This window comes from Arthrobacter zhaoguopingii (genome assembly GCF_009828605.1).
Taxonomy (GTDB): Bacteria; Actinomycetota; Actinomycetes; order Actinomycetales; family Micrococcaceae; genus Arthrobacter_D; species Arthrobacter_D zhaoguopingii.
Window position 1 is genome coordinate 284,987 of sequence record NZ_WIAE01000005.1, and the last position, 13,081, is coordinate 298,067.

At 68.3% G+C, this 13,081-nt stretch carries 10 protein-coding genes; 4 read left to right on the plus strand and 6 right to left on the minus strand.

All coding sequences use genetic code 11. From position 1 onward, the window contains the following. The first annotated feature begins 842 nt into the window (after positions 1 to 842). Positions 843 to 1,694: a glycosyltransferase family 2 protein gene (locus GVV77_RS08895; RefSeq protein ID WP_246199713.1), complete on the plus strand. Its 852-nt coding sequence runs from the start codon at positions 843 to 845 to the stop codon at positions 1,692 to 1,694. Position 1,695: 1 nt separating this feature from the next. Further along, a complete protein-coding gene (locus GVV77_RS08900; protein ID WP_159617748.1) occupies positions 1,696 to 2,694 on the plus strand; it encodes a glycosyltransferase family 2 protein in 999 nt (332 codons plus the stop codon). Between the two features lie 116 nt (positions 2,695 to 2,810). Here GVV77_RS08900 and htpX read toward each other — a convergent pair whose 3' ends face one another. The 3 genes from htpX to GVV77_RS08915 all read right to left on the minus strand — a co-directional run bounded on the left by htpX (position 2,811) and on the right by GVV77_RS08915 (position 5,860). Continuing rightward, positions 2,811 to 3,692: a zinc metalloprotease HtpX gene (htpX, locus tag GVV77_RS08905; RefSeq protein WP_159617749.1), complete on the minus strand. Its 882-nt coding sequence runs from the start codon at positions 3,690 to 3,692 to the stop codon at positions 2,811 to 2,813. Positions 3,693 to 3,808: 116 nt separating this feature from the next. Then, positions 3,809 to 5,089, minus strand: coding sequence for an MFS transporter (locus tag GVV77_RS08910; RefSeq protein WP_159617750.1), 1,281 nt, complete (start codon positions 5,087 to 5,089; stop codon positions 3,809 to 3,811). Between the two features lie 78 nt (positions 5,090 to 5,167). After that, on the minus strand, positions 5,168 to 5,860 hold the full coding sequence (locus GVV77_RS08915; protein WP_159617751.1) for an esterase/lipase family protein: 693 nt from the start codon (positions 5,858 to 5,860) through the stop codon (positions 5,168 to 5,170). A 91-nt stretch (positions 5,861 to 5,951) separates the two neighbouring features. On the opposite strand from GVV77_RS08915, the gene GVV77_RS08920 reads away from it, so the two are divergent. Together GVV77_RS08920 and GVV77_RS08925 are read left to right on the plus strand one after the other, a co-directional pair. After that, on the plus strand, positions 5,952 to 6,458 hold the full coding sequence (locus tag GVV77_RS08920; protein ID WP_159617752.1) for a Fur family transcriptional regulator: 507 nt from the start codon (positions 5,952 to 5,954) through the stop codon (positions 6,456 to 6,458). After that, positions 6,455 to 7,942 (plus strand): catalase, encoded by a 1,488-nt coding sequence (locus GVV77_RS08925; RefSeq protein ID WP_159617753.1) that lies wholly within the window; start codon positions 6,455 to 6,457, stop codon positions 7,940 to 7,942. The genes GVV77_RS08920 and GVV77_RS08925 overlap by 4 nt, the downstream gene beginning before the upstream one ends. 98 nt (positions 7,943 to 8,040) lie before the next feature. Here GVV77_RS08925 and GVV77_RS08930 read toward each other — a convergent pair whose 3' ends face one another. The 3 genes from GVV77_RS08930 to GVV77_RS08940 all read right to left on the minus strand — a co-directional run bounded on the left by GVV77_RS08930 (position 8,041) and on the right by GVV77_RS08940 (position 13,079). Continuing rightward, complete coding sequence (locus GVV77_RS08930) at positions 8,041 to 9,564, minus strand: amino acid permease (protein WP_159617754.1); 1,524 nt, start codon at positions 9,562 to 9,564, stop codon at positions 8,041 to 8,043. Between the two features lie 262 nt (positions 9,565 to 9,826). Further along, positions 9,827 to 12,373: an MMPL family transporter gene (locus GVV77_RS08935; protein WP_159617755.1), complete on the minus strand. Its 2,547-nt coding sequence runs from the start codon at positions 12,371 to 12,373 to the stop codon at positions 9,827 to 9,829. Positions 12,374 to 12,440: 67 nt separating this feature from the next. Further along, positions 12,441 to 13,079, minus strand: a complete 639-nt coding sequence (locus GVV77_RS08940) for a TetR/AcrR family transcriptional regulator (protein ID WP_159617756.1) — start codon at positions 13,077 to 13,079, stop codon at positions 12,441 to 12,443. Between the last annotated feature and the right edge of the window lie 2 nt (positions 13,080 to 13,081).

Here is a 13,081-nt window from a genome sequence, read left to right on the forward strand (position 1 = left end):
CTAGAACTTGATCTTTGGAGTGTCGTCGAAACTGCCTACCCGACTTGATTTAGCCGTTACCTGAGCTTCTCGTTCGCTACTTGGAGAAATGGTCGGAGGCGTACTCGTGCGCTACGGCCCGTTACTTATCTCGGGCTGACGCCGGACTCCCCGGGCGCTGTCACGGCTGTCACGCTGTCCCGCCGTCCCGCTGTCCCGCTGTCCCGCTTTCTCGATGGGTTCAGCCCACCGAGTCTCCGATCAGCGCGTTGGGTAAATCGCGCTGGATATATACGGCAGAACCTCCGGTGCTTCCGCGGGCAGCGACCGGCCCGGCTGTGCAAAGCGCTCCGGCCGGCCTGAATCTTCCTTGATGAAGGCTTCCCGGTAGCCCAGGGAGCCGCGGGTGATCGATCACGGGACGTCTCCGTCGCGTCCGGGAGCCCAACCGCCAAGGTGCAGGGCTTTCCTGGAGGGACTACAGGAGCTGGTCCGTGTAAACGCCGCCCGGAACTCCGGTATACCACCAAGACAAGTACTTGGCGGCAGGGCGCGAGTAATCACCACCGAGCGAACTTACGGGTTTGGCGACTTCTTCAAGTAATGAACGCACAGCCCGGGTAACGCCTAAATCAAGTCGGGTAGGCAGTTTCGACGACACTCCAAAGATCAAGTTCTAGTGTGGTTCCACCGGGCAGCACCTCCGGTTCACCTTCTGTACATCTGCTTCACCCGCCCAGGGCCCGGGTTCTCTTGGAGGACGGGCGCCCAGCGCGAGGGTTGAAGCCGGGTACTGAACCCGTCCGGCCCGCTCCCATGGCCGCCGGCCAGACACAACCGTTCGCTTGCAAAGTGGTGAGATCGTGACTATCCCGTACCCCGGCCCCAACTCGTTATCCAACCGCACCGCGCCATCCCCGACGGCCTCGGTCAGCGTGGTGATACCGACCCTGAACGAGGAAATGAACCTCCCATGGGTGCTTCGCCGCATGCCCTCCTACGTGGACGAGGTCGTCATCGTCGACGGCCGGTCAAAGGACCACACGGTCGATGTGGCCCGGGCGCTTCGCGTCGACGTCCTGGTTGTGTCCGAACCCCGTGCCGGCAAGGGCTGCGCCCTCCGGGCCGGGTTCGCGGCGGCCTCAGGCGACATCATCGTCATGCTCGACGCCGACGGAAGCATGGACCCGCAGGAGATCGGCTGGTTCGTCTCTCCGCTGCAGCACGACTTCGATTTCGTCAAAGGCTCCCGGCATGTGACCGGAGGCGGCTCCGAGGACCTGACCTGGCTGCGGGAGGTCGGAAACCGCGCCCTCACCGGGCTGGCCAACGTGGTCCTGCACAGCAACTACTCGGACCTCTGCTACGGCTACATCGCCTTCCGGCGGGAGTGCCTTGAGGTCCTGCAGCTGGAATCCGAGGGATTCGAGATCGAGACGGAACTGATCGTTAAGGCGGCGCGGGGAGGACTTCGTATCGCAGAGGTTCCAAGCATGGAATTCAACCGGATTTCGGGCGCCTCGAATCTGCAGACGTTCCGTGATGGGTGGAGGGTGCTGCGCACCCTCGCACGGGAGTGCGCGGCCTGGGACGCACCCACCGGCGGGGCCCGCCCCGAAGCGCTCCGGCGGGTGAAATACACCTATCCCAGCGTCCGTCACTCACGGACTCCAACCGATCCCCGTAGCGTGCTTACCCTCGCGGAAGGTGCCTGATATGTCGCCCACTGGAGTACGCCCCACGGTTTCCGTGGTCATCTGTTCCTACACCCAGGAGCGGCTGAAGCTCATGACCCGTGTCGTCGAGTCAGTACGGGCCCAAACGGTGCCCCTGCAGCAGATCATTATCGTCGTCGACCACAACAAGAACCTCTATAAGCACCTCATTGCGAATTTCAGTGCCGTGACGATTGTGGAGAGCACCGGCCAGCCCGGGCTGGCCGGTGCGCGCAACACCGGAATCGCCCACGCGACGTCGGACATTGTTGCGTTCCTCGACGACGACGCCGAGGCGGCCCCGAACTGGATTGAACGCCTGATCTCGTTCTACGACGATCCCGATGTGCTCGCCGTGGGCGGGCACGTCGACCCGGTCTGGGAAGCGGGCCGTCCCGGATACTTCAGCGAGGAACTCGACTGGATCGTGGGATGCAGCCACCGGGGCCTGCCGCGGATGGCGACCGAAGTCCGCAACCTGATCGGTGCGAACATGTCTTTCCGGCGGGAAATCCTCGAGCATGTCGGCGGTTTCAACCAGGACCTCGGCCGGCAGACCCTCAAGCCACTCGGTTGCGAGGAGACGGAAATCTGCATCCGGGCCACCATCGCCTCCCCGGGCTCCCGCATCGTCTACGATCCGACCGCCGTGGTCCATCACCACGTCCCCGCCACCAGGGGAACCTTCCGGTACATGGCGGCACGAGCCTGGTCAGAAGGGCTCTCCAAGGCCCAGGTGAGCCATCTTGTGGGCCACAAACGCGCCCTGCGGTCCGAACGGCACTATGTCCGGAGGATCCTTCCCCGCGCCGTCCTGTCCGGACTGCGGGATTGGGGCACAGGCAAGGACAGCGCCGGGTTGGGCCGCGCGGGAGCCGTCGTCGCAGTGCTTGGCATCACCACCGGAGGATATCTCCGGGGACGTCAGCTCGCCCATCTCGCCCGCACCCGCTCGGCCGAGCCAGTACCTGCCGCTGCCGAATGGCGAACCGTCCAGTGAGGGCTTAGGCTCTCTGCCACCGTCGCCGGCGGGAGCCGTTCCGGCCGGATGCCGGCCAGTGCGCCGTCCGCCCCGGAAGACGGCGGCGTGGTCCGCCGGTTGCACCGCGGCCGAGGTCAGCGGCCGAGGGGCCGGCCGGCCATTCCTTCGAGCCGCGCGATCCGCTGGGGCATCGGCGGATGGCTCGCGAAGAGGCGCTGCACTCCCCCGCCCCGGAAGGGGTTGGCGATCATCAGGTGCGAGGTGTTGACGAGCCGCTGGTCCTGCGGCAGCGGTGCCCGCTGCGTCCCCATCTCCAGCTTGCGCAACGCCGAAGCCAGCGCCAGCGGGTCGCCGGTCAGGCGCGCGCCGTCCTCGTCGGCGTCGTACTCGCGGGTCCGGCCGATCGCCATCTGAATGAGCCCGGCCGCCATCGGGGCGAGGAAGGCCAGCAGCAGCGCGGCGATCGGATTCCCGCCGGAACTGCGGTTCCCGCCCATCAGGCCGGTGAAGGCGAACATCTGCGCCAGCGAGGTGATCACCCCGGCGACGGCGGCGGCGACGGAGCCGGTGAGGATGTCGCGGTTGTAGACGTGCATGAGCTCGTGCCCGAGCACCCCGCGCAGCTCGCGCTCATTGAGCAGCTGCAGGATGCCCTGGGTGCAGCACACCGCGGCGTTCTGCGGATTCCTGCCGGTGGCGAAGGCGTTGGGCGCAAGGGTCGGTGAGATGTAGAGCCGCGGCATGGGCTGGTTCGCCCGCGCACTGAGCTCGCGCACGATCCGGTACATCGCCGGCGCCTGCTGCTCGCTCACTTCGACCGCGCGCATGCTGCGGATCGCCAGCTTGTCGCTGTTCCAGTAGCTGTAGGCCACAGAGCCGACCCCGATGAGGGCGAAGATCAGCAGGAAGGACGAGTTCCGGGTGGCGCCCGCGATCACCGCACCGAAGAGCAGGAACAGTCCCATGAGCGAGCCGAACAACAGCGCGGTCTTGGCTCCGTTGAAGTGTCTGTGCACTGTACGGCATCTCCTTCGAAGGGTCTTGTCTAGGGAGAACGGGCGGGCGCGGCGCCGTGTTCCACCGATCCTACGGCCGCCCGGAGGGCACGGTCGAAGCGGCACGCGCCGCGGTTTCAGGCCTGCGGGTTACGCGAATCGTACTGGGCGAAACGGGGCTGCCACTTCGCCAGCAGCCCCACGAGGGCGATGCACAGCAGGCCGCCGATCACCGGCGTCCAGCCCTCCCCCAGCCACTCGGCGCCGCCGCCGGCGACCATGTCGCCCAGGCGCGGGCCTCCGGCGACGACGACGATGAAGACGCCCTGCAGCCGCCCGCGCATCGCATCGGGGGTGGCGGACTGCAGGATGGTGCTGCGGAACACCGAACTGACCGAGTCGGAGATGCCGGCGAGGACGAGGCAGAGCGCGGCTGGGATGATCCAGGGCGTCACCGCACCGCCGGCACCGGGTCCGGTGGCTCCGGCCGCGACGACCACGAGGCCGAAGGCGCTCACAGAGGCGCCCCAGCCCACAATGGACCACAGCACGGCCAGGCCTTGGCGGTGGATCCGGCCGAGCGGGCCGGAGAACAGTCCCGCCAGCACCGAGCCGAACGCCACGGCCGCGAGCAGGATGCCCACGGTAAATTCGCCGCCGCCGATCAGGACCGCGCCGATGGCCGGCAGCAGCGCCCGCGGCTGGGACAGGATCATGGCGGCGAGGTCGACGAGGAAGGTCATGCGGATGTTCGGGCGGGTGCCCAGGAATCTGAACCCCTCGAGCACCGAGGACAGCCCCGCCCGCCGGGTTGGTCCCTCGGGCGGCATGGGCGGGAGGCTGAACATGGCCCAGAGCGCCGCGGTGAAGGTGACGGCGTCGATCGTGTAGGTCCAGGCGTAGCCGACCTGTGCCACCAGGACGCCTGCGAGCAGCGGTCCCACCGTGAAGGCCAGGCCGAAGGTGAGCATGCTCAGCGCATTGGCCGCGGGCAGGAGTTCGGGCCGCACGAGCCGCGGAATGATCGAACTGCGGGTGGGCTGGTTGACCCCGGCCGCGCCGCTCTGCACCGCGACCAGGAGGTACAGCAGCCAGACGTTGTTGAGGCCGGCCCAGGCCTGCGCGGCGATGGCGATGGTCGTCAGCCACAGGGCGAGTCCGGAGAACAGCGCCACCGTTCGTCGGTCGTGGGCGTCGGCGATCGCGCCGCCGTACAACCCGGCCACCACCAGCGGCACCAGCGCGAAGAGTCCAAGCAGGCCCACGCTCAGGCTTGAGGCGGTCAGGGCATAGACCTGGAGGCTGACGGCCACCAGGGTGAGCTGGGTGCCGGTGGCGGAGAGGGTCGTGCCGATGTAGAGCCGGCGGAAGGCCCTGCTCTCCTTCAGTGGCGTGAGGTCGGCGAGGAGTTTGGGCACTACAAAAGTGTAGCCGCGATGTGGTTCGCACCGGCAACTACCGCCGCCGGGCCTGTCCGGAGGTTACGCCCGGCGGTGCTACTCGGCGGCGGCGATCGCCTCGTCGACCCCCTTGAGCACCCGGCGGTCCGCGATCGGCCGGAAGTGGCCCATGGTCTCGAGCTGGATATTGCGCGCCCCCTTAAGGAAACTGCCGCCGGGGATGTGCGGGTCGAAACGCCCGTAGATCGAGGTGATGCGGGAATTGACCTTGAGGTTGCTCCCGAGCGAGACCAGGGTGCGGTTCCGGGGAGCGAAGGCCCGGATGCTCGGCAGGACGAAGAAGTTAGCGTAGACCGAGCCCGAGAAGGGGGTGTTGATGGCGACGAGCCGGCTGACGCGGGTTCCGGGCAGGGTCATCAGGTACTTGCCGATCAGTCCGCCCTTGCTGTGGGCGACGATGACGACGTCGCGCAGGTCGCGCTCCTCGAGGTATTCGGCGGCCAGCGCCGCCATCGCCGGCACGGAGCCGCGGTTGTAGCCGAGCTTTTCCACGACGTGCACCGGATGCCCGGCCCGGTGCAGATGGGCGGCGACCGGGCGCATGAACTGCCACGGCTCGTAGACGCCCGGGATCAGCAGCACCGGCAGCTTCGCCGGGCCCTGGGCGGACTCCGGCCCCGCAACGAGGTACCGCGCCGGGTCTTCGCGCACGAGGAGGCCGTGAAGCTGCCAGAAGCCGACGTACGCATAATCGAGTGTCCAGGCCCACGCCCGCCGCAACAGATCCATCGTCCCACCGTACCCAGCCAGACCGGTCGACGGGACGCAAGTTAGACGGACCTTATTATGAATCCCTCAGAATTAGTGGTTGACTCCCTCCATGACCGACACCGCTCCGCATCCCACCGCGCGCGAGGCGCAGTGGTCGCAGGAGCTGCGCGGCCACGGACGCCGGGTGACCCGGCAGCGCCTCGCCGTCCTTACCGCCGTCGAGCGTTCCCCCCATGCGACCGCCGACGACGCCGCCGCGGACGTGCGCCAGGAACTGCCGCACATCGCCGTGCAGTCGGTGTACGTCATCCTCGCCGACCTCACGGCCCTGGGCCTGCTGCGCCGCATCGAGACCCCGCACTCCCCCGCCCGGTACGAGACCCGCGTCGGCGACAACCACCACCACGCGGTGTGCACGGGCTGCGGACGGATCGAGGACGTGGAGTGCGCCGTCGGCCACGCCCCCTGCCTGACCCCTCAGTGGTCCCCCGGTTCGGCCGGGATGACCATCCAGATCGCCGACGTCCTCTACCAGGGGCTGTGCGGCGACTGCCGCGCCCCCGCCGCCAGCCCAACGATTTACCCCAGCAGCACCACAGAAACAGGAGCACAGTGAACGCCAACTTCAGCACTACGCAGTCCGGGGCGCCCGTCGTCGATGACAGCAACTCCTCGGCGGTCGGCCGCGACGGAGCGATCCCGCTGACCGACCACTACCTGATCGAGAAGCTCGCCCAGTTCAACAGGGAGCGCGTCCCCGAGCGCGTCGTCCACGCCAAGGGCGGCGGCGCCTTCGGTGTCTTCGAAACCACCGAGGACGTCAGCATGTACACCAAGGCAGCGCTGTTCCAGACGGGCGCCGTCACCGAGACGCTGCTGCGCTTCTCTTCGGTCGCCGGCGAGCAGGGCTCCCCCGACACCTGGCGCGACCCCCGCGGCTTCGCCCTGAAGTTCTACACCTCCGAGGGCAACTACGACCTCGTGGGCAACAACACGCCCGTCTTCTTCATCCGCGACGGCATCAAGTTCCCGGACTTCATCCATTCGCAGAAGCGCCTCCCCGGCACGAATCTGCGCGACGCGGACATGCAGTGGGACTTCTGGACCCTGAGCCCGGAATCCGCGCACCAGGTGACCTGGCTGATGGGCGACCGCGGCCTGCCCGCTTCCTGGCGCACCATGAACGGCTACGGGTCGCACACCTACATGTGGATCAATGAGGCCGGCGAGAAGTTCTGGGTCAAGTACCACTTCAAGTCCAACCAGGGCCACGAGACCCTTACCGTGGACGAGGCCGAGTCGCTGGCCGGCTCGGACGCCGACCACCACCTGCGTGACCTCGCCGAGAACATCGCCAAGGGCAATCACCCGAGCTGGGACCTCAAGGTCCAGGTCATGCCCTACGACGACGCGAAGGACTACCGGTTCAACCCGTTCGACCTCACGAAGGTCTGGCCACAGGGCGACTTCCCGCTGATCCCGGTCGGGAAGCTCACCCTGAACCGCAACCCGGAGAACTACTTCGCGCAGATCGAGCAGGCGACCTTCGCACCGTCGAACTTCGTGCCGGGCATCGCCGCCAGCCCCGACCGCATGCTGCAGGCGCGCATCTTCTCCTACGCCGATGCGCACCGCTACCGTGTGGGCACCAACCACGCCCAGCTGCCGGTGAACATGCCCAAGAGCGAGGTGCGCAACTACTCCAAGGACGGCGCGGGCCGGTACCACTTCAACTCCGCCTCCACCCCGGTGTACGCGCCGAACTCGGTGGGCGGCCCCGCGGCCGACCCGGCGATCTACGGTCCGCACGGCGGCTGGGAGAATGACGGCGAGCTCGTGCGCGCCGCCCACACCCTGCACGCCGAGGACGACGACTTCGGCCAGGCCGGCACGCTCTACCGCGAAGTCTTCGACGATGCGGCCCGGGCCCGGTTCCTCGAGACGATCACCGGCGCCGTCGGCGGCGTGGTCAGCTCCGAGATCCGCGAGCGGGCCATCCAGTACTGGACCAACGTCGACGCCGACCTCGGTGCCAAACTGCGGGCCAACCTCGGTTCCGGCGAAACCCCGGCGTCGGAGTCGGAAGCGGCCCTGTACTAGGAGCCCGTCCGCGCCGTACGCGCCAGAAAACGACGAACGCACCCGGTTTTCCGGGTGCGTTCGTCGTTTCGGGGTGCGTCCGTCGTGAACGGAGGCGGTCAGCGCGTCCCGGCGCCGACCATCTCGTCGGCGTCCGGCCCGGCCCGGCCCGCCGGGGTCTTCGCGTTGAGCTGGGAGTGGCGGTAGCCGTATGCGAAGTAGATGGCGAATCCGGCGACCAGCCACACGGCGAAGAACACCCAGGTGATCGTGGCGAGGTTGAGCATCAGGTAGATGCACAGCAGTGCCGACGCGATCGGAATGATCTTGCCGAAGGGCACCCGGAACGCCGGCAACAGGTCAGGTCGCTTGCGCCGCAGCACGAGGATGCCGACGCTCACCATGATGAAGGCGGAGAGGGTGCCGATGTTGATCATCTCTGCGAGGATCTCGACCTGGGTGAACCCCGCGAGCAGGGCGACGACGACGCCGCAGAGGATCTGCGTGCGCGCCGGAGTGCCGCGCTTCTCGGAGGTGCGGCTCAGGAAGCGGGGCATGAGGCCGTCGCGGCTGAGGGCGAAGACCACCCGGGCCAGGCCCATGAGCAGCACCATGATGACGGTGGTCAGGCCGATGAGGCTGCCGATCGAGATGACCCCGGCGGCCCAGTCGGCGCCGACGAGCTGGAAGGCCGTGGCCAGGGACGGGGCGCCCGACTCGCCGAGCTCGGTGTGGGAGACCATGCCGGTGACCACGAGGGTCACGAGGATGTAGAGCACCGTGACGACGGCGAGGCCGGCGAAGATGCCGCGCGGCAGGGTCCGGCTCGGGTTCTTGACCTCTTCGGCCGAGGTCGCGACGACGTCGAACCCGATGAAGGCGAAGAAGACCAGCGCGGCGCCGGAGATGATTCCGGTGAAGCCGAACGCCGACGGGGTGGCTCCGGAGAGGAAGGACAGGAAGGGCTGGTCGGCCCACTTGGCCTCGGCGTCGGCCGGCGGCTGGGATTCCGGCACGAACGGCGTGTAGTTCTCCGGGCTGACGTAGAAGAACCCGACGACGATGACGAACAGGACGATCGCGATCTTAATGACGGTAAAGACGCTGTTCACGCGGGCCGAGAGCTTGGTGCCCAGCACCAGCACGGCGGTGAAGATGGCGACGATCAGCAGCGGCCCCCAGTAGAGGGGAAGCCCGAAGAAGCTGATCTCCGAGGGCACGTCGAGGTTGAGCACCGCGAACAGGTCGCTGAGGTAGATTCCCCAGAACTTCGCGATGACGGCCGCGGCCATGAGGAGCTCGAGGATGAGGTTCCAGCCGATCACCCAGGCGACGAGTTCGCCCATGGTGGCGTAGGTGAAGACATACGCGCTGCCGGCCACGGGGATCGCAGTGGCGAACTCGGCGTAGCACATGATGGCCAGCGCGCAGGTGATCGCGGCGAGCACGAAGGAGATGGTAACGGCCGGTCCGGCGTTGAACGCCGCCGCCTGGGCCCCGACGGAGAAGATCCCCGCGCCCACGGCTACGGCAACGCCCATGATCATGAGATCCCACGTGTTCAGGGAACGCTTGAGCCTGCGCCCCTTTTCGTCTGAGTCTGCTATCGACTGCTCAATCGATTTTGTGCGCAAAAGGTTCAATGGCCTGCATCTTTCACAGAAGGGGGCGGCAGTCAAGGGAAAACTGCCCAGACAAGCGTATTGAGGTCCAGCGGCTGGGATGGAATTCGTCCACATGGTGAGATGGTTAACGGGGGCCACCATGTGGTCGCCTGGAGAGCATTCGGAGACCGTCCACGACGCCGAAAGCGGCCGCTACATACTAAAACGACCGCCGCGCCGGATATATCCGGTGCGGCGGTCGCTCTCGGGCCCTTCGGCCGCGGAGGAGTGCGCCCGGCGGTCAGCCCGCTGCCGGCACGGCCTCCCGCTGCGGCTCGGGCCGCGGGGTGAGCTTCGCGCCTTCGACGTCGACGTCGGGCAGGATGCGGTCGAGCCAGCGCGGCAGCCACCAGGCCTTCCGGCCCAGCAGGTACATCGCGGCGGGCACGAGGGTCATGCGCACCACGAAGGCGTCGAGGAGCACGCCGAAGGCCAGCCCGAAACCGATCGGCCGGACCATGGTGAGGTGGGAGAACACGAAGCCGGCGAACACCGACACCATGATGATCGCCGCGGCCGTCACCACCCGTGCGCCGTGGCTGAAGCCGACCCGCACCGCGGCCCGGGCGCTACCGCCGTGGACGTACGCCTCGCGCATCCCCGAGACGAGGAACATCTGGTAGTCCATGGCGAGGCCGAACAGCACCCCGATCAGGATGATGGGTAGGAAGCTCAGGATCGGCCCGGGGTTGGTTACGCCGAAGAGGTCACCGAACCAGCCCCACTGGTAGATCGCCACGGTCGCCCCGAAGCTCGCAAGCAGGGAGAGCAGGAACCCCGCGGTGGCGATGAGCGGCACGAGCACCGAGCGGAACACCAGCAGGAGCAGGATCAGCGACAGCCCGACGACGATGCCCAGGTACAGCGGCATGGCCTCCATCAGCCGGGCCGAGACATCGATGTTCGCGGCCGTCTGGCCTGTCACGGACACGGAGACGCCGGTCGTGTCCTCGATGCCGTCGGAGGAGGCGCGCAGGGTGCGGACGAGGTCCTCGGTGGATTCGCTGGCCGGCCCCTCCTCCGGGAGCACCTGGAAGACGGCGGTGCGCCCGTCTGCGCTCACCGAGGCGGGGATCGACGCGGCGACGTCCGGGATGTCCGCCAGCAGGTCGTTGACGTCGAGCTGCAGTTCGGCCAGGTCGGCCGCGCTGTCGGTCGCGGGCATCGCCCCGACGACGATCAGCGGCCCGTTGGCGCCCTCGCCGAACTTCTCGTCGACGGTGCTGTAGGCCTGGAAGGCGGTGGAGTCGGCGGGTTCGGATCCGCCGTCGGGCAGGCCGACCCGCAGCTGGGCCGCGGGCACGGCGATGGCGCCGAGCAGCAGGATGCCGGCCACGAGGGTGAGTGCGGGCCTGCGGGTGACGAGGCCGCCCCAGCCGCGGCCGCGCTCGGCCCGCCGGTCCTGGTCCCGCTGCTCCTCCTCCGAGGAGGTTCCGCCGGACCGGCGGGCATGGCGGGCCCACGCCCGCGCGGAGATGAGCCGGGTGCCGAGAACGGCGAGCAGCGCGGGGGTGAGGGTCAGGGCCACGAGCACCGAGACGGCGACAGTTCCCGCGGCGGACAGGCCCATGACGGTGAGGAACGGCAGGCCGGGCACGGCGAGCGCTGCCAGCGCCACCACGACGGTGAGCCCGGCGAAGAGCACGGCGTTGCCGGCGGTGCCCGTGGCCCGGCCGACCGACTCCTCAAGGCCCATCCCGTGCAGGAGCTGCGTGCGGTGCCGGTTCACAATGAACAGGGAGTAGTCGATGCCCACGGCCAGGCCCAGCATCAGCGCCAGGACCGGGGAGATGCTGTTCATCTCGATGATTCCGGACAGGGCGAAGGTGATGCCCACGCCGACGCCGACGCCGATCACGGCCATCAGGAGCGGCAGGCCGGCGGCGACGAGCGTACCGAGCATGAGGATCAGGACCAGGGCGGCGACGAGCAGGCCGATGATCTCGGCGTAGCCGAAGATCTCGGAGACGTCTTCGACGATGTCCTTGCTGTAGTCCACGGTGACGCCGCCGCCGGCGGCGGTTGCGGCTTCCTCCTGCACGGCTTCGCGCAGCTCCGGGGACACGGCGTTGATGGATTTCTCGAACTGGACGCTGGCGACGGCGGCAGAGCGGTCGTCCGCCACCAGCCGCACACCGGAGGAGGCCTCAAGGCGGCGTTCGGCCAGTTCGAGTTCGGTCCGTCCCTGTTCGAGCTCGGCGGCGCTGCCCTCAAGCTCGGCCCGGCTCGCGTCGATGCGCTCCTGCCCCGCGGCCAGCTGGGCCCGGGCGGCCTCCAGCGCAGGAGCAGGCAGGGAGGGCGCGTTCTGGGCGAGCTGGCCGCGCTGGGCGTCGAGCTGCTGCTGGCCCTGCTCAAGCCCGGCCCGGCCGGCCTCGAGCTGCTCCTCACCGGAGGCGAGTTCGGCCTTGCCGGTCTCGAGTTCGGCCCTTCCGCCTTCGAGCTGCTCCGTCACGGCGAAGGGGTCGACGACCGACCTCACGCCGTCGAGGCCGGCGACGCCGCCGAGGGCCTCCCGGACCGCGGACTCCTGGTCCGGGGTGAAGGCCGCGCCGTTCTCGGTCCGGAAGACGACGGTCCCGGTGCCTCCGACGGCCTCGGGCAGTTCGCGCCGCAGTTGGTCCGCGACGCGCTGGGACTCGGTGCCGGGGATGGAGAAGTTGTTGGTAAGGGTGCCGGAGAAGAAGACGGCGGAGGCCCCCACGGCCACCATGACGGTCAGCCAGGCGGAGACGACCCACCACCGCCTGCGGTAGGCGAACTTGCCGAGCCGGTAGAGCAGAAATGCCATGGGAAGTGTCCTTGGGTGACGGAGGTCGGGTAGATGGGGTGACGGAGGTCGGGTCGGCGGGTGCTGATCAGGCGGGGTGTGCGAAGCCGTCCCGGAGCATTGAGAGAGCCAGCAACATGCGTTCCTCGAGGGCGGCCCCGGCATCCCCATACCGGTCGGGGTCGTCGGCGGCCCAGTCGTGCATCGCCGCCTTGGCGCAGGAGAGCACCGAACCGACGAGGGCGCTGACATAGAGGGGCGACGCGCCGCCCTGGAGGTGGTGGGTGACGGCCTCGATGATCCGGGTTTCCGCCCGTTCCCAGGCGTGCAGCTGGGCCCGCAGCAGCTCCGGGCTGCCTGCGGCCATCCGGAAGAGCTCTCCATGCACCGCGAGGTCCTGGACCTTGGCGGTGGCGGCGAGCGCGGCGATCATGGCGTCGAGCAGCGGCTCCCCCGCCGGGCGCCGGGAGAAGCTGGAGATCGCGAGTTCGAGGAAGGATTCGGTGCTGACGTTCAGGGCTTCCTCGGCACTGTGGAAGTAGTTGAAGAAGGTGCGCCGGGAGACCCCGGCCCGGGCCGCGATCTGGTCCACGGTGAACGATCCGGCCCCCTTGCTGCGGGCCAGGGTGAGCGCGGCCTCGGCGATCGCCCGGCGGGTGTCGATCTTGTTCTGTTCCCGACGCCCCACAGGCTCCAGGGGCTCCGCCGCGTCCTCTACCGTTTGCACGC

Coding starts and splice junctions, on each gene's coding strand:
- GVV77_RS08900 (WP_159617748.1), top strand. CDS start 1,696: ATGTCGCCCACTGGAGTACGCCCCACGGTTTCCGTGGTCATCTGTTCC.
- GVV77_RS08915 (WP_159617751.1), bottom strand. CDS start 5,860: ATGGATCTGTTGCGGCGGGCGTGGGCCTGGACACTCGATTATGCGTAC.
- GVV77_RS08920 (WP_159617752.1), top strand. CDS start 5,952: ATGACCGACACCGCTCCGCATCCCACCGCGCGCGAGGCGCAGTGGTCG.
- GVV77_RS08935 (WP_159617755.1), bottom strand. CDS start 12,373: ATGGCATTTCTGCTCTACCGGCTCGGCAAGTTCGCCTACCGCAGGCGG.